General features: G+C 64.1%; 22 protein-coding genes. 15 read left to right on the top strand and 7 right to left on the bottom strand.

Going from position 1 to position 24,963, the window contains the following annotated elements; genetic code table 11:
• Window positions 1–127: 127 nt before the first annotated feature.
• From EN853_RS24290 to secB, 3 genes are all read left to right on the top strand, one after another.
• On the top strand, window positions 128–622 hold the full coding sequence (locus EN853_RS24290) for an FxsA family protein (protein ID WP_127859629.1): 495 nt from the start codon (window positions 128–130) through the stop codon (window positions 620–622).
• A 219-nt stretch (window positions 623–841) separates the two neighbouring features.
• Window positions 842–1,252 (top strand): RidA family protein, encoded by a 411-nt coding sequence (locus EN853_RS24295; RefSeq protein ID WP_127859630.1) that lies wholly within the window; start codon window positions 842–844, stop codon window positions 1,250–1,252.
• 157 nt (window positions 1,253–1,409) lie between these two features.
• Complete coding sequence (secB, locus tag EN853_RS24300) at window positions 1,410–1,910, top strand: protein-export chaperone SecB (RefSeq protein WP_126086743.1); 501 nt, start codon at window positions 1,410–1,412, stop codon at window positions 1,908–1,910.
• Window positions 1,911–2,139: 229 nt separating this feature from the next.
• Here the strand turns inward: secB and dnaQ are convergent, their stop codons facing one another.
• From dnaQ to EN853_RS24325, 5 genes are all read right to left on the bottom strand, one after another.
• Window positions 2,140–2,844 carry a DNA polymerase III subunit epsilon gene (dnaQ, locus tag EN853_RS24305; RefSeq protein ID WP_127859631.1) on the bottom strand — a complete coding sequence of 235 codons (705 nt, stop codon included), beginning with the start codon at window positions 2,842–2,844 and terminating at the stop codon, window positions 2,140–2,142.
• A gap of 180 nt (window positions 2,845–3,024) precedes the next feature.
• Complete coding sequence (gene coaE / locus EN853_RS24310; RefSeq protein WP_127859783.1) at window positions 3,025–3,630, bottom strand: dephospho-CoA kinase; 606 nt, start codon at window positions 3,628–3,630, stop codon at window positions 3,025–3,027.
• A gap of 16 nt (window positions 3,631–3,646) precedes the next feature.
• The gene (locus EN853_RS24315) at window positions 3,647–4,480 is read right to left on the bottom strand and encodes a shikimate dehydrogenase (protein WP_127859632.1); all 834 of its coding nucleotides are present in this window, start codon (window positions 4,478–4,480) and stop codon (window positions 3,647–3,649) included.
• A complete protein-coding gene (locus EN853_RS24320; RefSeq protein WP_127859633.1) occupies window positions 4,473–5,072 on the bottom strand; it encodes a Maf-like protein in 600 nt (199 codons plus the stop codon). The genes EN853_RS24315 and EN853_RS24320 overlap by 8 nt, the downstream gene beginning before the upstream one ends.
• A gap of 169 nt (window positions 5,073–5,241) precedes the next feature.
• Complete coding sequence (locus EN853_RS24325; RefSeq protein ID WP_127859634.1) at window positions 5,242–6,063, bottom strand: pyruvate, water dikinase regulatory protein; 822 nt, start codon at window positions 6,061–6,063, stop codon at window positions 5,242–5,244.
• A 495-nt stretch (window positions 6,064–6,558) separates the two neighbouring features.
• Here EN853_RS24325 and hemE point away from each other — a divergent pair, with 495 nt between their 5' ends.
• From hemE to rho, 3 genes are all read left to right on the top strand, one after another.
• Complete coding sequence (gene hemE / locus EN853_RS24330) at window positions 6,559–7,587, top strand: uroporphyrinogen decarboxylase (RefSeq protein WP_127859635.1); 1,029 nt, start codon at window positions 6,559–6,561, stop codon at window positions 7,585–7,587.
• On the top strand, window positions 7,584–8,120 hold the full coding sequence (gene hemJ, locus EN853_RS24335) for a protoporphyrinogen oxidase HemJ (protein WP_127859636.1): 537 nt from the start codon (window positions 7,584–7,586) through the stop codon (window positions 8,118–8,120). The genes hemE and hemJ overlap by 4 nt, the downstream gene beginning before the upstream one ends.
• A 180-nt stretch (window positions 8,121–8,300) precedes the next feature.
• On the top strand, window positions 8,301–9,566 hold the full coding sequence (gene rho / locus EN853_RS24340) for a transcription termination factor Rho (protein WP_127859637.1): 1,266 nt from the start codon (window positions 8,301–8,303) through the stop codon (window positions 9,564–9,566).
• A gap of 188 nt (window positions 9,567–9,754) precedes the next feature.
• On the opposite strand, the gene EN853_RS24345 is transcribed toward rho, so the two are convergent.
• Window positions 9,755–11,773, bottom strand: a complete 2,019-nt coding sequence (locus EN853_RS24345) for a thioredoxin domain-containing protein (RefSeq protein ID WP_127859638.1) — start codon at window positions 11,771–11,773, stop codon at window positions 9,755–9,757.
• Between the two features lie 76 nt (window positions 11,774–11,849).
• On the opposite strand from EN853_RS24345, the gene mnmE reads away from it, so the two are divergent.
• The 5 genes from mnmE (at window position 11,850) to EN853_RS24370 (ending at window position 17,625) form a co-directional block, all read left to right on the top strand.
• Entirely contained in the window at window positions 11,850–13,157 is a 1,308-nt protein-coding gene (gene mnmE / locus EN853_RS24350; RefSeq protein WP_127859639.1) for a tRNA uridine-5-carboxymethylaminomethyl(34) synthesis GTPase MnmE, read from the top strand.
• Between the two features lie 167 nt (window positions 13,158–13,324).
• A complete protein-coding gene (mnmG, locus tag EN853_RS24355; RefSeq protein ID WP_127859640.1) occupies window positions 13,325–15,199 on the top strand; it encodes a tRNA uridine-5-carboxymethylaminomethyl(34) synthesis enzyme MnmG in 1,875 nt (624 codons plus the stop codon).
• Window positions 15,200–15,210: 11 nt separating this feature from the next.
• Window positions 15,211–15,864 carry a 16S rRNA (guanine(527)-N(7))-methyltransferase RsmG gene (rsmG, locus tag EN853_RS24360; protein WP_127859784.1) on the top strand — a complete coding sequence of 218 codons (654 nt, stop codon included), beginning with the start codon at window positions 15,211–15,213 and terminating at the stop codon, window positions 15,862–15,864.
• A gap of 4 nt (window positions 15,865–15,868) precedes the next feature.
• Window positions 15,869–16,666 carry a ParA family protein gene (locus EN853_RS24365; protein ID WP_127859641.1) on the top strand — a complete coding sequence of 266 codons (798 nt, stop codon included), beginning with the start codon at window positions 15,869–15,871 and terminating at the stop codon, window positions 16,664–16,666.
• 68 nt (window positions 16,667–16,734) lie between these two features.
• Window positions 16,735–17,625, top strand: coding sequence for a ParB/RepB/Spo0J family partition protein (locus tag EN853_RS24370; RefSeq protein WP_127859642.1), 891 nt, complete (start codon window positions 16,735–16,737; stop codon window positions 17,623–17,625).
• Between the two features lie 404 nt (window positions 17,626–18,029).
• Here EN853_RS24370 and holA read toward each other — a convergent pair whose 3' ends face one another.
• Entirely contained in the window at window positions 18,030–19,073 is a 1,044-nt protein-coding gene (gene holA / locus EN853_RS24375) for a DNA polymerase III subunit delta (RefSeq protein WP_127859643.1), read from the bottom strand.
• A gap of 426 nt (window positions 19,074–19,499) precedes the next feature.
• On the opposite strand from holA, the gene EN853_RS24380 reads away from it, so the two are divergent.
• The 4 genes from EN853_RS24380 (at window position 19,500) to lpdA (ending at window position 24,712) form a co-directional block, all read left to right on the top strand.
• Window positions 19,500–20,732, top strand: coding sequence for a 3-methyl-2-oxobutanoate dehydrogenase (2-methylpropanoyl-transferring) subunit alpha (locus EN853_RS24380; RefSeq protein WP_127859644.1), 1,233 nt, complete (start codon window positions 19,500–19,502; stop codon window positions 20,730–20,732).
• 2 nt (window positions 20,733–20,734) lie between these two features.
• Window positions 20,735–21,748 carry an alpha-ketoacid dehydrogenase subunit beta gene (locus EN853_RS24385; RefSeq protein WP_127859645.1) on the top strand — a complete coding sequence of 338 codons (1,014 nt, stop codon included), beginning with the start codon at window positions 20,735–20,737 and terminating at the stop codon, window positions 21,746–21,748.
• Between the two features lie 19 nt (window positions 21,749–21,767).
• The gene (locus EN853_RS24390) at window positions 21,768–23,090 is read left to right on the top strand and encodes a dihydrolipoamide acetyltransferase family protein (RefSeq protein ID WP_127859646.1); all 1,323 of its coding nucleotides are present in this window, start codon (window positions 21,768–21,770) and stop codon (window positions 23,088–23,090) included.
• Window positions 23,091–23,314: 224 nt separating this feature from the next.
• A complete protein-coding gene (lpdA, locus tag EN853_RS24395; protein ID WP_127859647.1) occupies window positions 23,315–24,712 on the top strand; it encodes a dihydrolipoyl dehydrogenase in 1,398 nt (465 codons plus the stop codon).
• The last annotated feature ends 251 nt before the right edge of the window (window positions 24,713–24,963 follow it).

Below are 24,963 nucleotides of genomic sequence, written 5' to 3' on the forward strand. Positions count from 1 at the left end.
ACCCAAAGCATATAGAACGGCGGGGGCAATCATTCAAATCAAAGGCAGCCATACCTATCTAAAGGCCCCAGTGCCAGCGGCGATTGCCGATGAGGCCTGCAAAAGAAGAAAGCGATCGGTCTAGACTTTGAGAATGTCTCTGTTCCCGCTGTTCGTGCTCCTGCTGCCGCTTCTGGAGATCGCCGGCTTCGTCATCGTCGGCCGCGAAGTGGGCGCCTTGGCGACGGTCGGGCTCGTGATCCTGTCCACCATTGCCGGCAGCCTGCTGCTTCGGCACCAAGGTTTCGAGGTGATGGCGCGGGTGCGGGCGGAAATGGATGCCGGGCGCGACCCCAGCCGTCAGCTCGCGCATGGCGCGATGATCGTGCTGGCGGCGATCCTGCTCATCATTCCAGGCTTCATCACCGACATCATCGCCATTCTGCTCCTGCTGCCGCCGGTGCGCGATCTCGCCTGGCGCCTGCTCAAGAGCCGCATCGTGATGGCGACGAGCTTCAGCAGCGGTTTTTCGGCGCGCCGGCGCGACAAGGTCATCGACCTCGACGACAGCGACTACTCGCGCGACGACTACGAGCGCGGGCCGGACCACAACTCGCCCTGGCGCCGGCTCAAGGACGACTAGACCAGGATGACGTTTCGTTGAATGCCATCCTGATCCAACTCTTTGTCGGAGCATGACCTTCTCCGAAAACCGGTTCCCACTTTTCGGGATCATGCTCTAGTACCGTTTCACAGCGACTCTTTTGGCGTTCGCGGACAGGCGCGGCCCGTTTTGCCATCGCGCCAGCGACGCTGGTGATCACCAATGTCGATTTCAGTCGAACGAAGCAGGAGGTATTCAATGTCGCTCGAGCTCATCAACCCAAAGGATCTGCCCGTTCCAGAGATGTACTCGCAGGTTGTCGTCGCGACGGGATCCAAGCTGGTGTTCGTCTCAGGTCAGCAGCCCGAAGACATAGACGGCAAGCTGGTTGGGCATGGTGATTTTGCCGCGCAAGCGCGCCTGGCGTTCGGCAATCTCGGCCGGGCGCTCAGTGCGGCAGGAGCGCGGCCCGAGCAGGTTTGCAAGATCACAATCTACATTGTCGACTATAAGCGCGATGAACACGTTCCGATCATCGAAGAAGCGCAGACTTCGCTGTTTGGAGATCACAAGCCAGCAAATGTCATCGTCGGGGTAGCGATAATGTCCCCAGGCTACCTCATAGAGGTCGACGCGATAGCGGTCATTGACGAGGCCATCAGAAGCTAGCGTAGTCACGATGCGGCCCGCGTTGGCTCAAAAGCGCTACGCACTTTTGGGCGACATGCATGAAGCCGCAAAACTTGTCTTGTCCTGCCGAGCATGGTAGCGAACCCCCGATTTCAATCCGGTCAGCAATGCTGCCCAGGCAAAAGGACTAAGGCTCATGGCCAGCAATGATGATGCCGCGGCAGGCGCCGCCAACGGCAACGGCAACCAGGCACAGCCCTCGCTCAACGTGCTTGCCCAGTATGTGAAGGACCTGTCCTTCGAAAGCCCCGGCGCGCCGAACTCGCTGCGCGGCCGCGACAAGGCTCCGGGCATCGCCATCAACGTCAACGTCAACGCCAATCCGCTTTCGGACAAGCAGTTCGACGTCAACCTGACCTTGAACGCCAAGGCCTCCTTCGACCAGGAAGTGCTGTTCAATGTCGAATTGGTCTATGGCGGCGTCTTCGCCATCAGCGGCTTCCCGCAGGAGCACATGCTGCCGATCCTGTTCATCGAATGCCCGCGGCTTCTGTTCCCCTTCGCCCGTCAGATCATCGCGGACGCCACCCGCAACGGCGGTTTCCCGCCGCTGATGCTCGACCCGATCGATTTCGCGCAGATGTTCCAGCAGCGCATCGCCGAGGACCAGGCGGCGGCGAAGGTCCAGGTGAGCTGAGGCGAGCCTGCGCCACACCGTATCAAGAGCCCGGCTTCGCGCCGGGCTTTTTGTTGGAGCTGTTGCCAACTTTCGCGATTGGCCGTGGCTATCTTCCTGATCCATGCCCTTACTTTTACAGCGGCATTCTACGGTTGAGGTCACGGCATGGATCCTCGGGTCAAGCCCGAGGATGACGACGTCACGGGGTTTTGGCCAATCTCCAACGTCGGCGCGAAGAAGCGGCCGCTCAACCAGCCGCCATCTTCAGCCACAGCGCCTTCTCGCCAAGCGTGCCGACCAGGCCGGCATGCGCCGCGCGGTCGGCCTCGGTGAGGCGCGGCGGCAAGGCGATCGGCCTTGCGCCAACGCTGATGTCGATATCGGCGACTTCGCCGGCGCCGTTCATCTGCACTGCGACAGACTCCAGGACCAGCGCCGCCTGCTTGCCGCCGATGAGCTCGATATAGACCTCGGCCAGCAATTCGGAGTCCAGAAGCGCGCCGTGCTTGGTGCGGCGGGTGTTGTCGATGCCGTAACGCCGGCAGAGCGCATCCAGCGAATTCGGCCCCATTGGATGCTTGCGGCGCGCCAGCGCCAACGTGTCGACGACGCGGCCGGCATCGATGGCCGGATGCCCGAGCCGGCTGAATTCGAGGTTGAGGAAGCCGATGTCGAACGTGGCGTTGTGGGCGATCAGCTTGGCGCCGTCGGTGAAGGCCAGCCACTCCTCCACGACTTCCGTGAAGGTCGGCTTGCCGACCAGGTCGGCGGCGCTGATGCCGTGCACGGCCTGCGCCTCGGCATGGATGGCGCGGCCTTGCGGATTGATGAATTTGTGGAAGGTGCGGCCGGTCGGGAAGCGGTTGACCAGCTCGACGCCGCCGAGCTCGATGATGCGGTCGTCGCGCAAATCGAGGCCGGTGGTTTCCGTATCGAAGATGATCTCACGCATTCGAATCAGTCCACTCCAAGCGAGCAGAATCATACACCAGAACAAAATGGCAATGGGGACTGCTGACGGCTTGACGCATGACCTCCGAAAATCGGAACCGATTTTCGGAAAAGGATCATGCGCAAAATCAAAGTGTTACAGCGTCCTTTGCGCGTCCAAGGGACGCGCGGCGCTGTAATGTCAGGATCCGGCTTTGCCGGACTTTTCCCCCGAGAGCTCGGCAATGATCGCGTCGACCGCCGCGCGCGCTGCTTCAAAACCCTCGCCGGTGTCGACGATGAAATCCGCCTGGCGGCGCTTTTCGGCGTCCGGCACCTGCTTAGCGAGGATCGCCTCGAATTTCGCCTCGTTCATGCCGGGCCGCGCCTGCACACGGGCGCGCTGGATGTCGGCCGGCGCGGTGACGACCACGACCTTGTCGACGCGGCCGCGGCCGCCGGTCTCGAACAGCAGCGGGATGTCGAGCACGGCGATCGGCGCGCCGGCGGCGCGGTGGCGGCCGAGAAACGTGTCGGCGTCGGCGCGCACCAGCGGATGGATGATCGCCTCCAGCTTCTTCAGCGCGGCGGGATCGCCCAGCACTTTTTCGGCCAGCCTGGCGCGATCGACCACGCCCGATCGCGTCGTGCCGGGAAAGGCCGCTTCGACCAGAGGCGCTGCCTTGCCGGAATAGAGGCGATGCACGGTCTCGTCGGAATCATGCACCGGCACGCCGGCCTCGGCGAACATCTTCGCCGTGGTCGACTTGCCCATGCCGATCGATCCGGTGAGGCCGAGCACGATCATATCCTTGCCTGTCATCTCAATGGGCTTCGATGTCGGCGACGATGATGCGCCGCAATTGCGGCGTTACCTCCGGCCGCCTGCCGAACCAGCGCTCGAAGCCGGGCACGGCCTGGTGCAGCAGCATGCCCAGCCCATCGACGGTCTTCAGGCCACGCGCCCTGGCGGCCGCCAGAAGCGGTGTCTCCAGAGGCACATAGACGATGTCGGTGACGATGGCATGGCCGGGCAGTCCTGCGGGATCGGCGGCGAGGGTCTCGTTGCCATGCATGCCAAGTGCGGTGGTATTGACGAGCAGGCCGGCATCGGCAAGCAGCTCGCCGCCGGCGCCGGCGCCATGCGCCGAGACGCCGGCGCCAAAGTGGCGGCCGAGCTCCTCGGCTCTTGCGAGCGTCCGGTTGACGATGCGGATGTCCTTGATGCCACGCTCCTTCAGCGCATGGATGACCGCGCGGGAAGCGCCGCCTGCCCCCAGCACCACGGCCGGGCCATTCTTCGCCCAGCCCGGCGCATGCTCGTCGAGGTTGGCGGCGAAGCCGTAGCCGTCCGTATTGCCGCCCCAGAGAACGCCATCCTCGAACCACAGCGTGTTGACGGCGCCGATCTCATCGGCCGCATGGTCGCGGCGGGCCACTCCCGCGAAAGCGGCCTCCTTGTGCGGAATGGTGACATTGCCGCCGCGGTAGCCGTCCTCGCGAAGTGATTTCAGGAACGCGGCGAAATCCTCAGGCCTGACGTCGATCGCTTCATAGCTGCCGTCGATGCCGTATTTCGACAGCCAGTGGCCGTGGATTTTCGGCGAACGCGAATGCGCGATCGGGTGGCCAGTGACGAAGGCCTTTTGCTCAGCCATCGATGGCCCCCAGCGCACGAAGCTCCTTCAGCAGTGCCAGCAGCGGCAGACCGACGATGGTGAAATGGTCGCCCTCGACCTTCTCGAAGAGCTGGATGCCCTCGCCCTCGATCTGGTAGGCGCCGACGCTTCCCAGCGCCTTGGCGCCGACCAGCGCCAGATGCCGGCCGACGAAGGCGGGATCGAGCTTGCGCATGGTGAGGCTGGCGACGCCGACATGGCGCCACAGCACTTTGCCATCGCGGCAGAGCACGGCGGCGCTGTTCAGTTGATGGGTCTTGCCGGACAGCGCGAGCAGATGACGGCGGGCGCCTTCCATGTCGGCCGGCTTGTGGAAGATCTCGTCGCCGAGCGACAGCGTCTGGTCGCAGCCGAGCACCAGCGCGCCCGGCCTGCGCTCGCTGACCTCGGTCGCCTTGGCTTCGGCGAGGATCGAGGCGACATCCTCGGGAGATACGCCGCTGTCCTGCAAGGGCGCCTCGAGCGCGCGCTCGTCGACGTCCGCCGGCACCGCTTCAATGTCGAGCCCGGCATTGACGAGCATCGCCTTGCGGAACGGGCTGCCCGAAGCGAGGATGATTTTCTCGGCCATGGTCTTTTCGCGCCCGGTCTGTTGAACCGACTAGGGTGGTGAGATTCAGATCAGGCCGAGCCGAAAATGATGGCTTCCGAGAACCGGTGCGGAGCGTACTTGAGTACGCGAGCGCCGGAAGCGCAGGAAGCCGTCATTTGCAGGCCGGCATCACCTGAATATCGACGCCCTAGCGCGTCTTGCCCCGCAGGGCAACGATAGCCGCCGCCGTTTCCTCGATCGAGCGCCGGCTGACGTCGATCATCGGCCAGCCATGCCGCGTGCAGAGCTGCCGCGCATAAGCGAGCTCCTCGTTGATCGCGGCGCGGTCGATATAGTCGGTCGGCACAAAAGCGCTGGTGTTGCCGAGGATGCGATTCTGGCGGACGTGCGAGATGCGCTCGGCGGTGGCGACAAGGCCGACGATCAGCGGCGTCTTGGCGGCGATCAGGCTTTCCGGCAGCGGCACGCCGAGCACGATCGGGATGTTGGCGGTCTTGATGCCGCGATTGGCCAGATAGATGCTGGTCGGCGTCTTCGAGGTGCGCGAGATGCCGATCAGCACGATATCGGCATCGTCCATGTTGGCGGGCAGCTGGCCGTCATCATGCTCCATGGTGAAGTTCAGCGCATCGATGCGGCGGAAATATTCGGCGTCCAGCACATGCTGGGCGCCGACGCGGCGGCCGGCCGGCGTGCCGAGATAGGACTGAAAGACGGCGAGCACCGGCTCCAGCACCGAAACGCAAGGCAGGCCCATGGCGGCGCAACGCTCGTCGATGCTGCGCGCCAGCTTCTGGTCGACGACGGTATAGAGAATGATGCCCGGCTCCTCCTCGATGTCCTCGAACACCTTGGCGACCTGCTTTTCGGTGCGGATCAGCGGATAGATATGCTCGATGGCGCGCGCATCCTTGTATTGCGCGGACGCGGCGCGGCCGGCCGCGAGCAGCGTCTCGCCGGTGGCGTCGGAAATCAGATGCAGATGGAAGAAGCTCTGGGGTTTGTTCACAAGCGCGGTTCCAGGCTGTGGGCAGATGTGGACAAGGCTGGATGGAAAAGCCGATCCGGTGAGAGCGACTGTATCAGATGGCAGCTTGTCCACAATTCGCCCCGCTGTAGGCTGTGTCGCGGCGCTGGGGACAAAACCGGGGATCAACTTTTCTTGGCCGGTTTGGTCCACAGCGCCAAGCCTGGCACCAACAGGCCAAGCCTTTGACTTGAAAGCCTGAATCCGGTTTGTCCCCAGATCCCTCCAATTTGCGAATGAAGCTGCGCGACAATATGCTGACTGGCCTTTTGCGACCGCAGGCGGGACAGGTCGCAACCACCACAACCAACAGACTCTTAGAATCAGAAGACTCTTTTAAAATGGATATTTGATTTAAGAGACCGCGCATGACCCCGAACCAGAGGTTCGGAAAGGAACATGCGCCAGATGAAAGTGCTGCAGCGTCCTTTGCGTGTCCTGGGACGGGCGGCGCTGTAGAGAGAGGGCGAGCGCTGAATGCCTGGAAAACGGATCATGCTGGACGTTCTCAAGGGCGAGACGGTTTCACCGCCGCCGCTCTGGATGATGCGTCAGGCCGGCCGCTATCTTCCGGAGTATCGCGAGACGCGGAAGCGGGCCGGGTCATTCCTCGATCTCTGCTACGATCCCGACCTTGCCGTCGAGGTGACGCTGCAGCCGATCGAGCGTTTTGGTTTCGATGCCTCGATCCTGTTCTCCGACATCCTCGTCGTGCCCAACGCGCTGGGCCGCGAGGTCCGCTTCGAAGAAGGCCAGGGACCGATCCTGAAGCCGATCGCGGCGGCCGAGATCCCGGCGCTGAACAGCGAAACGTTTCACGTGAATCTTGAGCCGGTCTACGAGACGGTTCGCCGGCTGCGCGCGAAACTGCCGGAGGAAACGACTCTGATCGGTTTCTGCGGCGCGCCGTGGACGGTGGCGACCTATATGATTGCCGGCCACGGCACGCCGGATCAGGGGCCGGCGCGGCTCTTCGCCTATCGCGAGCCGGAGGCCTTCGCGCGGCTTCTGAAGATACTGGCCGACTGTTCGGCCGCCTATCTCATCCGCCAGATCGAGGCCGGTGCCGACGTGGTGCAGATCTTCGATTCCTGGTCGGGTGTTCTCGACGAGGCGTCCTTCGATGCGTTCTGCGTCGAGCCGGTGGCGGAGATCGTGCGGCAGGTGAAGGCGGTTCACCCCGACGTTCCGGTGATCGGGTTCCCGAAAGGCGCCGGCGAGCGCTATCGCGACTACCGGAGGAAGGCGGGGATCACCGGTCTTGGCCTCGATTGGACGGTGCCGCTGTCGATGGCGAAGGAACTGCAGGGCGAAGGCGCGGTGCAGGGCAATCTCGACCCGCTGCGGCTGGTCGCCGGCGGCAAGGCGCTCGCCGACGGCGTCGATGCCATCCTTCGCACGCTGGGCGATGGCCCGCTGGTCTTCAATCTTGGCCATGGCATCACGCCGGAAACGCCGGTGGCGCATGTCGAGGCCATGGTGAAAATGGTGAGGAGCAGAAGATGACCGACACGAGCGTTGAGAACAGCACCGGCCAGGCGATGAAGCGCATGGTGATCGGGATCGTCGTTCTCGTCGTGTTGACCGCGCTTCTCTATTTCATGGCGCCCGACAGCTTCTATCCGTGGGCAAAGGCAATCCACGTGATTGCGGTCATCTCCTGGATGGCCGGCATGCTCTATCTGCCGCGGCTCTTCGTCTATCACGTCGATGCCGAGAAGGGCTCCGTGCAGTCCGAGACCTTCAAGGTGATGGAACGCCGGCTGCTGAGGGCCATCATCAATCCGGCGATGACCGTGACCTGGGTGTTCGGGCTCTGGCTGGCCTGGAAAGGTTTCGGCTTCCAGGGCGGCTGGCTGCACGCCAAGATCGCGGCGGTGCTGATGCTGTCAGGCCTGCACGGCTATCTGGCCGGCGCGGTGCGGAAATTTGCCGAGGACAAGAACGAAAAGCCGGCCAGGCACTGGCGGATCGTCAACGAAATCCCCACATTGCTGATGATCGTCATCGTCATCCTGGTCATCGTGAAGCCGTTCTGAGGCTTTCGCGGATTCAGCCAGAAGGCCCAGCAAAAGGCGGCTTGCTCTTTCAGGCGACCGACGATAAAAGACGGGTCTTCCTTCCCGTCATGCGCCGCCCCCTTTCTCGCTTTCGGCCGCGCCCGGCATTTGTCGCATCCAGCCGATTTTTCTCCCCAAAGCCTACCCAGAGTCCATCTAATGCAAGAAATGAAACTCGCAGAGTTCAAGAACAAGAAGCCGCCGGAGCTGATCGCTTATGCCGAATCGCTCGAGGTGGAGAACGCCAGCGTCATGCGCAAGCAGGAGCTGATGTTCGCGATCCTGAAGAAGCTCGCCATCCAGGACGTCGAGATCATCGGCGAAGGCGTGGTCGAGGTGCTGCAGGACGGTTTTGGCTTCCTGCGTTCGGCCAACGCCAATTACCTGCCCGGTCCCGATGACATCTATATTTCGCCGTCGCAAATCAGGCGTTTTTCGCTCAAGACCGGCGATACGGTCGAAGGGCCGATCCGCAGCCCGAAGGAAGGCGAGCGCTATTTCGCGCTGCTCAAGGTTAACACCATAAATTTCGACGATCCGGAGAAGATCCGGCACAAGATCCACTTCGACAATCTGACGCCGCTCTATCCGACTTCGCGGCTGAAGATGGAGGTCGACAATCCGACCACCAAGGACATCTCGCCGCGCGTGATCGACCTGGTCGCGCCGATCGGCAAGGGCCAGCGCGCGTTGATCAACGCGCAGCCGCGTACTGGTAAGACGGTGCTTTTGCAGAACATCGCGCATTCGATCACCGCCAACCACCCGGAATGCTATCTGATCGTGCTTCTGATCGACGAGCGTCCGGAGGAAGTCACCGACATGCAGCGCTCGGTTAAGGGCGAAGTGATCTCCTCGACCTTCGACGAGCCGGCGGCGCGCCACGTGCAGGTCGCCGAGATGGTGATCGAGAAGGCCAAGCGCCTGGTCGAGCACGGACGCGACGTCGTCATCCTGCTCGATTCGATCACCCGCCTCGGCCGCGCCTACAACACCGTGGTGCCGTCATCCGGCAAGGTGCTGACCGGCGGTGTCGACGCCAACGCGCTGCAGCGGCCGAAGCGCTTCTTCGGCGCCGCCCGCAACATCGAAGAAGGCGGCTCGCTCACCATCATCGCCACGGCGCTGATCGATACCGGCAGCCGCATGGACGAGGTCATCTTCGAAGAGTTCAAGGGCACCGGCAACTGCGAGATCCAGCTCGATCGCAAGGTGGCCGACAAGCGCATCTATCCGGCGATCGACATCCTCAAGTCCGGTACCCGCAAGGAAGACCTGCTAGTGCCGCGCTCGGATCTGCAGAAGATCTTCGTGCTGCGCCGCATCCTGGCGCCGATGGGAACGACCGACGCGATCGAGTTCCTTATCGATAAGCTCAAGCAGACCAAGACCAACGGCGACTTCTTCGATTCGATGAATACGTGATCGGGTGACGAAGCAAGGAGCGAAGCGACGCGGCGCAGACCCTAGAATCCATGCCGCTACTTTCAAGCTTTGCAGCGGCGCAGAAATTCTGCTCCGCTGTATCCCTTGGCAAACGTCATGGCATGGATCCTCGGGTCAAGCCCGAGGATGACGAAGGATAGAGGCCTCTGTCTGCGCCGGTTCTGATTCTACCCTCGCCGCAACAATTTCTCCAACTCTGTCGCGTCCGTCACCACCGGCAGGCACACCTGCCCGGTGCAGAACCAGGCGCCTGGCTTGTCTGTCGACGGCAGCACGCCCCCCGGCAGAAGCGGTCGATTCGCTTCCATGCCGACAGGCACGACAATGTCGACCCGGCGCGGGTCAGGATTTCGATTCGCCACCGGAACAAGGCTTGGAGACTCTGGTCTCTCTATAATAACGAGCTTCAACGGTTCGAGCGCCAGCGCACAGGCGTTGACGATGCCGGCCTGGCCATAGGCCTGCTGCGCGGCGCGGCCCATGGCATTCTCGGCTGTCGTCAGGGCTCTGTCCCAGAGGTCGGAATCGCCAGTCAGCGAGGAGAACCGCACCAGCGCTTCGACGATCTGGCTGGTGGCTGAAGGGATTGCCTCGTCGACGTCGCCGCGGATGCGGATCAGGACATCGCCGCTGTCGGTTGCCGTAAGATAATAGCCGGTCTTCTCGTCGTCCTGATGCCAGCGGTCGAGCTCGCCGATGAACCGTTTGGCGTGATCCGAATAGGCCGGATCACCCGTCGCTTCGAATAGCGCGACGGCCGCATTGGTCATCGCGGCATAGTCGCTCGACAGCGCCGGAAACAGCTTCTTATCGCCAAGCATGGAATGCGGCAGCCGGCCATCCTTGCCGGCGGCGACGATATGGGTAAAGGCCTTCGCGGCAGCTTCGATCCAGTCGGGCCGTCCGAAGGAACGACCGGCTTCCGCGATGGCGGCGATCATCAGGCCGTTCCAGTCGGTGAGGGCCTTGCCGTCGCGGCCCGGCCTGACGCGCTTTTCCCGGGTGGTCAGCAGCTTTGCTTTCAGCAGGGCGATTTGATCGCGATCGGCAATGCCCTGGCGTTGCTGCGCCTCGCTCTGGCGGATGATCGGCTTGCCTTCCCAGCCATGCGGAGCGGCCAATTCGAAATATTGAAGGAACAGGCTCGAATCATCCCCCAGCGCGGATTCGATCTCCTCGCGGCTCCAGGTGTAGAAAAGCCCCTCCTCGCCGTCGCTGTCGGCGTCGAGGCTGGCGGCGAAGGCGCCGCCTTCGACCCGCATCTCGCGCAGCAGCCAGGTGACGGTCTCTTCGATTCGTATCCGGAACAAGTCATTGCCTGTCTCGGCAAAGGACCAGTTGCACAGGCGGATGAGCTGGGCGTTGTCATAAAGCATCTTCTCGAAATGCGGCACCAGCCATTCGGCGTCGGTCGAATAGCGGCTGAGGCCGCCGCCGACATGATCGTAAATGCCGCCGGCGAGCATCTTTTCCAGGCTGAGCAGCACCGCATCGCGGTGCGCGGCCCGGCCGTCGCGCAGCCAGGACAGCCACAGGCTATGCATGAAGGGCGCGTTGGGGAATTTCGGGGCGCCGCGGAGGCCTCCGAGATCGCGGTCGATCATGCCGTCGATGCGGCCGCCGAGATCGGCAAGCGTGTCATGGTCGAGTGCCGCCTTGCCGTTTGCGCCGGCAAGCCGCTGCTCGACATGAGCGGTCAGTCCATCGGCGCTTTCGGCAAGGCTTTGCTGCTTCTCCCGCCAGGCTTTGTCGACCGCTTCCAGCACCTGGATGAACCCCGGCCGGCCATAGCGCGCGTCGCGCGGAAAATAAGTGCCGCCCCAGAAAGGCTTGCCGTCGGGCGTGAGAAACATGGTCAGCGGCCAGCCGCCCTGCTCGCCCATGGCATGGAGCGCCGCCATATAGATCTGGTCGATGTCCGGCCGCTCCTCGCGATCGACCTTGATATTGACGAAGAGCCGGTTCATGACGGCGGCAACAGCGTCGTTCTCAAAGCTTTCATGCGCCATGACGTGGCACCAATGGCAGGCGGCGTAGCCGATGGAGAGCAGGATCGGCCGTCCGATCTCCTTCGCTTCGGCAAGGGCCGCCGGCGACCACGCCCGCCAGTGCACGGGATTGTCGCTGTGCTGCTGCAGATAGGGGCTTGCCTCTTCGGCAAGCAGGTTTCGCGCGGGCAGGGTCACGGTCGGCAGCTCGGCATGGTTGGTTTACAAGGCAAAGGCTAGGGCGCTTCAGCAGGTCCGGCAAATGGTTTCCCAGATGACCGCGAAGGATTCAATCGTAGCGCTTTCGAGCGGCCGCCTGCCCGCGGGCATCGCCGTGATCCGCATTTCCGGTCCGCAGACTCGATTCGTGGTCGAAACAATCGCCGGCCCCATTAAGGACCGAGTAACCATGTTGCGGAGGATTAAGGCGGCCGACGCTTCGGTTATCGATCATGGGCTTGTCTTGTTCTTTCCTGGGCCCGGCAGTTTTACTGGTGAGGACGTTGCCGAGTTCCAAGTCCATGGCAGCCGCGCGGTGGCCGCAAAGATGCTGGAGACGATCACCGGTTTTGAAGGGGTGAGGCACGCCGAGCCCGGCGAATTCACCCGGCGCGCTTTCCTCAATGGCAGGCTCGACCTTGTCGAGACGGAGGCTCTGGCCGATCTCGTCAATGCCGAGACGGAGGCGCAGCGGCGCTTTGCCGTGCGCAACGCCGAAGGGGCGCAAAGCGAGCTTTATTCGACCTGGCGCCGTCGGCTGATCCATGCACGAGCGATGATCGAGGCGGAGATCGATTTCGCGGACGAAGAAGATGTGCCGGGCTCCGTTTCGGAAGCGGTCTGGTCTGACGTGGCAAGGATGATCGATGAGATCGGGGATCACATCCGCGGGTTCAAGACCGCCGAGATCATTCGCGATGGATTCGAGGTGGTCATTCTTGGGGCGCCGAATGCCGGCAAGTCCAGCCTGTTCAACGCGCTGGCCCGACGCGAGGCGGCGATTGTCACCGACGAACCGGGGACAACCCGCGATCTGCTCGAAGTGATGCTTGATCTCAATGGGATGATGGTGCGCGTGGTCGATACGGCTGGACTGCGCGACACGGCCGGCAAGGTTGAAGCGATCGGCATTGAAAGAGCGCGCGCCAGGGCTCGTGAAGCGAACCTTGTCTTGTTGCTGGAAGACATTGCCAACCCGATGGCGGTGGGCGCGGCGCCTGCCGATGTTCCATTGCTCAAGATCGGCACGAAGGTCGATCTCGGCGCGGCTCCCTTGCATGCGTATGATCTGGTGATTTCTTCGACGACTGGGACCGGCCTTTCGGATTTGCTGGACGAGATCGGGCGGCGCGCCGCGTCTGCAATCGGAGACACCGGAGATGTCCTGCCGTCCAGGTTGAGGCATGTCGAATTGCTGGCCGAAGCTCAGGATTTCCTCTCGGCGGCCGTGATGGGATTGAACCAGGAGCTGCGCGCGGAGGAATTGCGCCTGGCGGCTGACCGGCTAGGCCGGATCGTTGGCGCGGTTGATGTCGAGGATTTGCTCGACGTCATTTTCTCGCAGTTCTGCATCGGCAAGTGATTCACGTGAAACACCGATTCGCGATTCGGGCATGCGGATGACTCACGTGAAACACTGGCAGGAGCTGTCGGACATATGTTTCACGTGAAACGAGTCCGGGCTTCGTCCTTGACAGCGCGGGGCTGCGGGGACATGTGTCGGTCAATCTCTGAAACCGGATTCTTGAAATGACCGATCACTATGATGTGGTGGTGGTAGGCGGTGGTCACGCCGGATGTGAGGCGGCCAGTGCCGCCGCGCGCGCCGGCGCCAGGACCGCGCTGGTAACGCTGCGCTTCGACACGATCGGGGTCATGTCGTGCAACCCGGCTATCGGCGGTCTGGGCAAGGGCCATCTCGTGCGCGAGATCGACGCCATGGACGGGCTGATGGGCCGCATCGCCGACACCGCCGGCATCCAGTTCCGCCTGCTCAATCGCCGCAAGGGCCCGGCCGTGCGCGGCCCGCGCACGCAGGCGGACCGCAAGCTCTATCGCCTCGCGATGCAGGCAGCGATTCGTGAGCAGGCTAGTCTCGATGTGGTCGAGGGCGAGGTTCTGGATCTGGAGATCGAGGACGGGGGGGTTGCGGCCGTGCTGGTTTCGCGCGACCAGCGCCTCGCTTGCGGCGCCGTCGTGCTGACCACCGGCACGTTCCTGCGTGGGTTGATTCATATTGGTGAGAAGAAGATCGTCGCCGGCCGCATGAACGAGCAGGCAAGCCACGGGCTCTCGGCCACGATGGCGCGAGCGGGCTTTAACCTCGGACGTCTGAAAACCGGGACGCCCCCTCGCCTCGACGGTCGCACCATCGATTGGGCCTCGCTGGAAAGCCAGGCGGCGGACCAGGATCCGGTGCCGTTCTCGCTGATGACCGACCGAATCACGAACCCGCAGATCCATTGCGGCATCACCCGCACCTCGACGACGACACATGAGTTGATTCGCCTCAATCTGACGCGCTCGGCGATGTACTCCGGCTCGATCGAAGGTGTGGGACCGCGCTATTGTCCTTCGATCGAAGACAAGATCGTCAAGTTCGGGGATCGCGAAGGCCACCAGATCTTCCTCGAGCCGGAGGGCCTCGACGACCACACCGTCTATCCGAACGGCATCTCGACGTCGCTGCCGGAGGATGTCCAGCTCGATATCCTGAAGACGATCCCCGGACTGGAGAAAGCGACGATGCTGCAGCCGGGTTACGCGATCGAATACGACCATGTCGACCCGCGGGAATTGTCGCCGACGCTGGAGGCGAAGCGCGTCGCGGGGCTGTTCCTGGCCGGACAGATCAACGGCACCACCGGCTATGAAGAGGCCGGCGCGCAGGGCCTGCTTGCCGGCATCAACGCGGCGCGCAAGGCATCAGGGAGCGAGCCGGTCGTGCTTAGCCGTACCGAAGCCTATATCGGCGTGATGGTCGACGACCTCACCAGCCGCGGCATCGCCGAGCCCTATCGCATGTTCACCTCGCGGGCAGAGTTCCGGCTATCACTGCGCGCCGACAATGCCGACGAGCGGCTGACGCCGCTTGCCGGCCGGCTCGCGATTGCGTCGGCAGAACGAATGCAGCGCTTTGGCGAGATCGCGCAGAGGCTCGACCATGCCCGCGCCTTGGCAAAGTCGGTCACCTTCACGCCGAATGAGGCGGCGCGGCATGGTTTGGAAATCAACAAGGACGGCGTGCGGCGGTCGGCCTACGAACTGCTGGCGCATCCGGGCGTCGACATGGCCTGGCTGACAGGTGTCGAACCGCGCTTTGCCGCGCTTGATGCGAAGACGGCGGAGCGGCTTGAGACGGAGGCGAAATACTCCGTCTACCTCGAACGGCAGCAGGCCGATGTCGCGCAGATCAGGCATGAAGAGTCGCGGCTCATTCCGGAGGCCATCGACTTCTCCGACGTGCCAGGCCTCTCCAACGAGCTCAAGCAGAAGATGAAGTCACGCATGCCGCGCTCGATCGCCGATGCTCAGCGCATGGAAGGCATGACGCCGGCTGCGCTCGCCATAATCGTCGCGCATGTCCGCAATTGCGAGCTCGCCGCGCGAAGGGACGTGGCGTGAGCGCCGATGACTTGGGTGCCCATGCCTGGGCGGACCTGCAGAAGGCGGCAGGTCCGGTTTCACGTGAAACATTCGAACGCCTGCAAGCCTTCGAACAGCTCTTTCTGAAATGGAATCGCAGCATCAACCTGGCGGCGCCGTCGACGCTGGACGACGTCTGGCGGCGCCACATCCTGGACAGCGCCCAGCTTGCCCGAATCGCGCCCGCCGCGACGCGCTGGGTCGATCTCGGCTCGGGCGGCGGTTTTCCCGGACTGGTGCTGGGCTTCCTGCTTGCCGAGCGTCCAGGCGCCTCGATCGATCTGGTCGAGAGCAACCGCAAGAAGGCCTCGTTTCTGCAATCCGTCATCGGCCAGTTCAACCTGCCGGCGCGCGTCCTGGCCAAACGCATCGGCGACAGCTATCCCCTTGTTTCTGCGCCGGAAATCGTGACGGCGCGAGCCCTGGCGGCGCTGCCGGGCCTCCTTGACCTGTCGGCGCCCTGGCTGAGCAAAGGCGCGCGCGCGCTCTTTCACAAAGGCCGGGATTACCGGACCGAAGTGGAAGAAAGCGCTCACCGCTGGGGCTTCGATCTGGTAGAACATCCAAGCATGACCGACCCTCACGGCGTCATCCTCGAAATCACCGATCTGCGCCCGGCGACCCGCAATGAATTACTGGCATAAACCCATGAAAACTGGACCGCGTATCATCACCGTCGCCAACCAGAAAGGCGGCGTCGGCAAGACCACCACGGCCATCAACCTGGCCACGGCGCTGGCCGCGATCGGCGAGCGCGTGCTGATCGTCGATCTCGATCCGCAGGGCAATGCCAGCACCGGCCTCGGTATCGACCGAAAGGATCGCACCGTCTCGTCCTATGATGTGCTGACCGGCGAGCTCGAGCTGGAGGCGGCCGCGGTGCCGACCGCGGTGCCGGGCTTGTCGATCGTGCCTTCGACGCTCGACCTGCTCGGCATCGAGATGGAGATCGCCTCGGCGCCCGACCGCGTGCTCAGGCTGCGCAACGCGCTGCGCGCGGCGACCGAGCGTTCGGCGCCGTTGGGCTATGTGCTGATCGACTGTCCGCCCTCGCTCAACCTTTTGACCTTGAATTCAATGGCGGCGGCCGATTCGGTTCTCGTGCCGCTGCAATGCGAGTTCTTCGCGCTGGAAGGTCTCAGCCAATTGCTCGAGACGGTCGAGCAGGTGCGCGGCACGATCAACCCGGATCTCACCATCCAGGGCATCGTGCTCACCATGTTCGACGGCCGCAACAACCTCGCCAACCAGGTGGTGCAGGACGTGCGGGCGCATATGGGCGACAAGGTCTACGAGACCATCATCCCGCGCAACGTTCGCGTCTCCGAAGCGCCGTCCTACGGCAAGCCGGCGATCCTTTATGATCTGAAATGCTCCGGCAGTCAGGCCTATCTGCAGCTCGCCTCGGAGGTGATCCGCCGCGAGCGCAAGCTGCGCGCGGCCTGAGCCGCGCGGGCAGGCCGAATCCCATTAACGAATAGCCGATTCGATTCCGAAACGATCTGGACAGAATAATGAGCGAAGACCAATCAAGAAAAAGACTGGGCCGCGGCCTCGCGGCGCTGATCGGCGAGATCGACCGGCCTGCGGCGCCGGAAAAGCCAAGCGCGGTGGCGGCGGACGGCAAGGTTCCGATCGAGTTCGTCAGCCCGAACCCGAAGAACCCGCGCCGGCATTTCGGCGATGCCGAGCTCACCGATCTTGCCCAGTCGATCCGCGAACATGGCGTCGTGCAGCCGGTGGTGGCGCGGCCCTCCCCTTCGCAGTCCGGCCGCTACGAGATCATCGCCGGCGAGCGGCGCTGGCGGGCGGCGCAGCGCGCCGGGCTGACGGAAATCCCGCTCATCGTTCGCGACGTCAACGACCGCACGGCGCTGGAACTGGCGATCATCGAGAACGTGCAGCGCGCCGACCTCAACCCAGTCGAGGAGGCGCAAGGCTACCAGCAGCTGATCGACGAGCATGGCTACACGCAGGCCGATCTCGGCCAGGTGATCGGCAAGAGCCGCAGCCATGTCGCCAATACGCTGCGTCTTTTGAAGCTGCCTAATGTCATCCGCGACATGCTGGTCGACGGCGATCTGTCGGCCGGCCATGCCCGCACGCTGGTCACCGCCGAGGACCCGGCCGGCCTTGCCAAGCGCATCGTCAAGGAGGGGCTTTCGGTGCGCCAGGCTGAGGCGCTGGCGCAGATGCCCGCCGGACCGACGCCGGCCAAGGCGAAGTCCGCGGCGAGAGCGCCGGAGAAGGATCCCGACACGCTGGCGCTGGAAAAGCTGATGACCGACACGATCGGCATGATCGTGTCGATCGAGCACAAGGGCACGGGCGGCACGCTGCGGGTCAGCTACCGCACGCTGGATCAGCTGGATGAGCTATGCCGGCGCTTGAAGGACGAGCGTTAAGGTGCTGATGCGGCACGGTTTAGCCGGCCAATGAAGTTCTGGCTTAAGGTTAAGTCAGCCTGATATACTGGTGATAAACGAAAGGGCCGGCCGCTACGCCGGCCCTTTCGTTTGCGGCGGCGAATGGCAAAGGTGGTTGCGACGGCCAATCTCACCTCGAGGTTCCTCGCGAGGGAGATGCCCGGCTGAGCAGGTGGACACGAAGGCCAACATTCGGTGGTCGTCATTCTTGGGCGGAGCAAGGAGCGAAGCGACGCGCGCAGACCCTGGAATCCATGCCGTGACGCTAAATCGATGCAGCTATTACAGAATTCTGCACGGCCGCACTCCACGTGGAAGGTGACGGAATGGATCCTCGGGTCAAGCCCGAGGATGACGAGGCGCTCAGGGGGGCAGGCAATCGCCTAACGCTGCCCCAGCCTGGCGCTCTCGATCGCGATGCCCAGCAGCGCCTGCCTTGCCAGCGCCTCGGAAAGGTCCGGCCGCCTGCGCGTCTGCAGCACCGCCGTCTGCAAGCGATTCAGCGCCCGGCCCAGCGCCTCGACACTCCAGCGCTCCAGCGCCTTTTCCACCAGCTTGCGGCGCGAGAAGAAGACGGGCGGGCGGGCGCCGGCGACGACGGAGGCGGCGTTGCGGCCGCCGGCCTCCATCTGGCCGCGCATCACCTGGATCGCCTGCAACTGCCGCATCGCCGAGGACAGCACCAGGAACGGATGGCCGCCCGATTGGCAGTGCCGGGTGAAGGCTGTGTCGAAATCGGCGACCTTGCCGTCGAGCATGGCGTCGACCGCATCGTCGAACGAAGCGCCGGAGACGTCGCCGGACATGGCATTGACGTCGTCGAGGTCGATCTCCCTCTTGCCGTGAGCATAAAGCACCAGCTTCTCGATCTCGCCGCGCGAGGCCAGCCGATCGCCGCCGAGATTGCGCCGCAGCGCCTGGCGGGCGTCCAGCGTCATCGACATGCCGGCCTTGCGCAGTTCGTCGTCGATCACCGAATCCAGATCGCGAGCCTCGTCGGCATAGCAGGGCAAGGCGATGGCGTTGCCTGCGGCCTCGACGATGGCCCGCAGGCCCGTGCCCTTCTTCAGGTCGCCCGCTTCAATCAGAATGACTGCATCCCGCGCCGGCTCGGCCGTCAGCGCCTTGACGTCGTCGGCCAGCGCCTTCTGGCCGCTGGCATTGCGCACCCAGAGCAGCCGCCGGTCGGAAAACATCGGCACGGTGCGCGCCTCGTCGAGCAGGCGGCCCTCATCGCGATCTACCTCCGACCCATCCAGCCTGACCACCGAGAACGGATCGTCGAGCGGCAGGCCGGTCCTTGTCGCGAAGGTCTTGGCCCGCTCGGCGACCAGGCCGCGATCGGGGCCATAAAGCAGCACGATTGCCATGGCCGGATCCGGCCGCGCCAGCCACGAATCGACCTCATATCCCTTCTTCTGTGCCATGGAAGCGTGGTTAGCATGATGGTGATGCGGGGTGAACCGGAGATCGGCGCGCCGATCCACCCCCGGCCGGGTCCCCACTGCTTCGCAGCGTCCCGGCGATCGCTGGCCTTTCATCGTGCCACTGGCACGATGAATTCGCTTCGCGAACCGGCTGCTCACCCCGCAAGGGGAGAGAAGGAAGACCGCGCCAGGCTCTCGCTGCCGCCAATTGTCTTATCTGGCGGGAAACCCTGCGCAAACTTCCGCCAAATTGCGCGGCGCCGGAAAAGATCGACAAGAAATTTCGCCGCCATATCTGCATTTTGCGCTTGCGTGCCGCGTCGGCTTTCAGCAGCCGATGGCCGGGAGGACGGCCGCAATCTCGCCCGATGAAATGGCGGCGCGGATGTGCAAATATTGCACCGGCAACATTGGAGGACGAAGGTCATGGCCGATGCTGGAATGTTGCGCTTTCATGTGCCGGAGCCGGAGGTGCGGCCGGGCGGGACACCGGATTTCTCCAATGTGACGATCCCCAAGGCCGGATCGGCGCCGCGGCCGGAGATCGACGTCGACCCGCGCACCATCCGCGACATGGCCTTCTCGATCATCCGGGTGCTCAACCGCGACGGCGAGGCGGTCGGGCCGTGGGCCGGGCTGCTCTCCGACGCCGAACTGCTCGAAGGCCTGCGGCACATGATGACGCTGCGTACCTTCGACGCGCGCATGCAGATGGCGCAGCGCCAGGGCAAGACCTCGTTCTATATGCAGCATCTGGGCGAGGAGGCGGTGAGCTGCGCCTTCCGCAAGGCGCTGGCCAAGGGCGACATGAACTTCCCGACCTATCGGCAGGCCGGCCTGCTCATCGCAGACGGCTACCCGATGGTCACGATGATGAACCAGATCTATTCCAACGAGGCCGATCCGCTGAAAGGCCGGCAACTGCCGATCATGTATTCGTCGAAGGAGCACGGCTTCTTCTCGATCTCCGGCAATCTGGCGACGCAGTACATCCAGGCGGTCGGCTGGGCGATGGCCTCGGCGATCTCGAAGGATTCGCGCATCGCCGCCGCCTGGATCGGCGACGGCTCGACGGCGGAGTCCGATTTCCATGCGGCGCTGGTCTTCGCCTCGACCTACAAGGCGCCGGTCGTGCTCAACGTTGTCAATAACCAGTGGGCGATCTCGACCTTCCAGGGAATCGCCCGCGGCGGCTCCGGCACCTTCGCCGCGCGCGGCCTTGGCTTCGGCATTCCGTCGCTGCGCGTCGACGGCAACGACTATCTCGCCGTCCATGCCGTCGCCAAATGGGCGATCGAACGGGCCCGGCGGAATCTCGGGCCGACGCTGGTCGAATATGTCACCTATCGCGTCGGCGCCCATTCGAGCTCGGACGATCCGTCCGCCTACCGGCCGAAGGCCGAATCCGATGCCTGGCCGCTCGGCGATCCTGTGGTCAGGCTGAAGAACCATCTCATCCACAAGGGTGTCTGGTCAGACGAACGCCACGCCCAGGCCGAAGCCGAAATCCTCGAGACAGTGATCGCGGCGCAGAAGGAGGCCGAGAGCCACGGCACGCTACATGCCGGCGGCAAGCCGTCGACGCGCGACATGTTCGAGGGTGTCTATGCCGAGATGCCGCCGCATCTGCGGCGCCAGCGCCAGCAGGCGGGGGTCTGACCATGCCCAGACGGACGATGATCGAGGCGATCCGCGACGCCATGGACGTGTCGATGGCGCGCGACGAGCGCGTCATCGTCTATGGCGAGGATGTCGGCTTCTTCGGCGGCGTCTTCCGCTGCACGCAAGGCCTGCAGGCCAAATACGGCAAGAGCCGCTGCTTCGATGCGCCGATCAGCGAATCGGGCATCGTCGGTTCGGCCATCGGCATGGCCGCCTACGGCCTCAAGCCCTGCGTCGAGGTGCAGTTCGCCGACTATGTCTATCCGGCCTATGACCAGATCGTCTCGGAAGCGGCGCGGCTGCGCTACCGCTCGAACGGCGATTTCACCTGCCCGATCGTGGTGCGCATGCCGACCGGCGGCGGCATTTTCGGCGGCCAGACGCACAGCCAGAGCCCGGAGGCGCTATTCACGCATGTGTCTGGGCTGAAGACGGTGGTGCCGTCCAATCCGCATGACGCCAAGGGGCTCTTGATCGCGGCGATCGAGGATCCCGACCCGGTGATCTTCCTCGAGCCGAAGCGGCTCTATAACGGCCCCTTTGACGGCCACCACGACCGGCCGGTGACGCCCTGGTCGAAGCACGAGCTCGGCGAGGTCGCCGACGGCCACTACACGATCCCGCTCGGCAAGGCGGCGATCCGCCGGCCGGGCTCGGCGGTCACCGTGCTTGCCTACGGCACCATGGTCTATGTCGCGCAGGCCGCGGCCGAGGAGACCGGCATCGATGCCGAGATCATCGATCTGAGAACGCTTTTGCCGCTCGACCTCGACACGATCGTTGCTTCGGTGAAGAAGACCGGGCGCTGCGTCGTCGTGCATGAGGCGACGCTCACTTCCGGCTTCGGCGCCGAGCTGGTTTCGCTGGTGCAGGAGAACTGCTTCTACAATCTGGAAGCACCGGTGGCGCGCGTCGCCGGCTGGGACACGCCCTATCCGCATGCGCAGGAGTGGGAGTATTTCCCTGGCCCGGCGCGGGTCGGGCGCGCGCTCGTCGAGACGATTGAAGCTTGAAGAAGGGGGAAGCCTGAGGATGGGCGAATATGTGATCAAGCTTCCCGATGTCGGCGAAGGCGTCGCCGAAGCCGAGCTTGTCGAATGGCACGTCAAGATCGGCGACCTGGTGCGCGAGGATGCCGTGCTTGCCGCCGTGATGACCGACAAGGCGACGGTCGAGATCCCGTCGCCGGTCGACGGCGAGATCCTTTGGCTCGGCGCCGAGATTGGCGACACGGTGGCGATCGGCTCGCCGATCGTGCGGCTAAAGGTAGCCGGCGAAGGCAATGTGAAGGCGGATAGCACCGCCGGGGCCTCACCGAAAGCGGAGGCCAAGCCGCCTGAGGTGAAGGCCGAGCCGGCCCCGAGCGCTCCGAAATCATCGCCGAAGCCGGCGGAGCCCCCTGCGAAGGTGCCGCCTCAGGTCGCCGCGCCGAAGGCACGTCCATCGTCCGTCCCGGGCGCGCCGCGCGCCGAAGGCGAAAAGCCGCTTGCCTCGCCCGCCGTCCGGCTGCGCGCCAGGGAAGCCGGCATCGATCTCCGCCAGGTTGCGGGCAGCGGCCCGGCCGGGCGCATCAGCCATGAGGACATCGAGGCCTTCCTGGCGCGCGGTCCGCAGCTCGCCCGCGCCACCGGCCTTGCGCCGAAGGACGGCGTCGAGGACATCAAGGTCGTCGGCCTGCGGCGCAAGATCGCCGAAAAGATGTCGCTCGCCAAATCGCGCATCCCTCATATCACCTATGTCGAGGAGATCGACGTCACGGCGCTGGAGGATCTGCGCGCCACGCTCAACAAGGAGAAGCGCGGGGCCAAGGGGGCGGAAAGGCCGAAGCTGACGCTGCTGCCTTTCCTGATGCGGGCGATGGTCAAGGCGATCGCCGACCAGCCGAACCTCAACGCGCTGTTCGACGACGAGGCCGGCGTCATCCACCAGCATGAAGGCATCCATATCGGTATCGCCGCCCAGACGCCGTCGGGGCTCGTGGTGCCGGTGGTCAAGCATGCGGAGGCGCGCGATGTCTGGGATTGTGCTGCCGAGGTCAATCGGCTTGCGGACGCTGCCAAGTCCGGCACGGCGAGCCGCGAGGAGCTTTCCGGCTCGACCATCACCATCACCTCGCTCGGCGCCATGGGCGGTGTGGCGACGACGCCGGTCATCAACTACCCGGAGGTGGCGATCGTCGGCGTCAACAAGATGATGGTGCGGCCGGTGTGGGACGGCACGCAGTTCATTCCGCGCAAGATGATGAACCTGTCGTCCAGCTTCGACCATCGCGTCATCGACGGCTGGGATGCCGCGGTGTTCGTGCAGCGCATCAAGGCGCTGCTGGAGACGCCGGCGCTGATCTTCGTGGATTAGACGATGGCGTTGATTGCGAACGTCACGAGGCTGGAATGTGGGCTCCCCCTTCTCCCCTTGTGGGAGAAGGTGTCGCCGAAGGCGACGGATGAAGGGTGCTCCAGGGAACGCCATCGTCTCACTCCGCTGGAACACCCTTCATCCGTCTCGGCGCTACCGCGCCGATCCACCTTCTCCCACAAGGGGAGAAGGGAAGGCGCGCGCCAGCCGAAAGGACTGACCCCATGAAAGAAATCTCCTGCAAGCTGCTCGTCATCGGCGCCGGTCCCGGCGGCTATGTCTGCGCCATCCGCGCCGGCCAGCTCGGCATCGACACGGTGATTGTCGAGGTTGCGAAACCCGGCGGCACTTGCCTCAACGTGGGCTGCATTCCCTCCAAGGCGCTGATCCATGCCGCGGAGGAGTTCGGGAAGATCGCGCATATGGCCGGCGGCAAGGACCTGCTCGGTATCAAGGTAGGTGCGCCGACGCTCGATCTGATCAGGACGGTCGCGTGGAAGGACGGCATCGTTAGCCGGCTCACCAGCGGCGTGGCCGGGCTGCTCAAAAAGGCCAAGGTCAAGACCGTGCACGGCTGGGCAATGTTCCGGGACGGCAAGACCGTCGAGGTCGAGACCGAGACCGGTACGCAGGTTATCCGCGCCGAGACGGTGGTCATCGCGACCGGCTCGGCTCCGGTCGAGCTGCCGTTCCTGCCCTTCGGCGGACCGGTCATCTCGTCGACGGAGGCGCTGGCGCTCGCCCAAGTCCCGAAGAAGCTCGCCGTCGTCGGCGGCGGCTATATCGGCCTGGAGCTCGGCATGGCCTTCGCCAAGATGGGCGCCAAGGTCACTGTGGTCGAAGCGCTGCCGCGCGTGCTGGCGCAATATGATGCCGAGCTGACAAGGTCCGTGCTCAAACGCCTGGGCGAGCTCGGCGTCGAGGTGATGACCGACGCAAAGGCCGGGGGGCTGTCGACCAAGGGTGATGCGCTCCTGGTCGAGACGGCGGACGGCAAGAACGCGAAGGTCGCCGCCGACAGGATCCTGGTGACGGTCGGGCGCAAGCCGCTGACCGAAGGCTGGGGGCTGGAGCAGATCGACCTCGACATGGCCGGAAGATTCATCCGCATCGACGACCAGTGCCGGACCTCGATGCGCGGCATCCATGCCATCGGCGACGTCACCGGCGAGCCGATGCTGGCGCATCGCGCCATGGCGCAGGGCGAGATGGTGGCCGAGATCGTCGCCGGCCACAAGAGAAGCTGGGACAAGCGCGCTATTCCCGCGATCTGCTTCACCGATCCCGAGCTGGTCACAGCCGGCCTGTCACCGGAGGAGGCGAAGGCGCTCGCCGGCGAGATCAAGATCGGGCAGTTTCCGTTCGCCGCCAACGGCCGCGCCATGACCAAGCAGGGCGAGGACGGTTTTGTGCGGGTTGTGGCTCGCGCCGACAATCATCTGGTGCTGGGCATCCAGGCGGTCGGCCAGGGCGTATCGGAACTCTCCGCGGCCTTCGGCCTGGCGCTGGAAATGGGGGCGCGGCTGGAGGACATCGCCGGCACCATCCATGCGCATCCGACGCAGGGCGAGGGTTTCCAGGAAGCGGCGCTGAAGGCGCTGGGGCACGCGCTGCATATATAGGGGAGCGCTTCTCCTTTCCTCTCCCCCGGTCGACGGGCAGGGGAATCGCATATGGCTTTTTGGGAGTTGAAGTTGGCCTGAGAAGGGATTCTTTGGGCAGGCAGTCGAACGAAGGAGAGACTGTCATTTCCAGCCTTGAGAGCTATTTCGGTGCGGTGCCCGATCCGCGCGCTGGCAACGCCACGCATCGGCTTGGCGATTTGATCGTAATGATGATCGCTGCGAGCCTGTGCGGAGCGAGCAACGCGACG

It is taken from the genome of Mesorhizobium sp. M1C.F.Ca.ET.210.01.1.1, from assembly GCF_004791585.1.
Classification (GTDB): Bacteria; Pseudomonadota; Alphaproteobacteria; order Rhizobiales; family Rhizobiaceae; genus Mesorhizobium.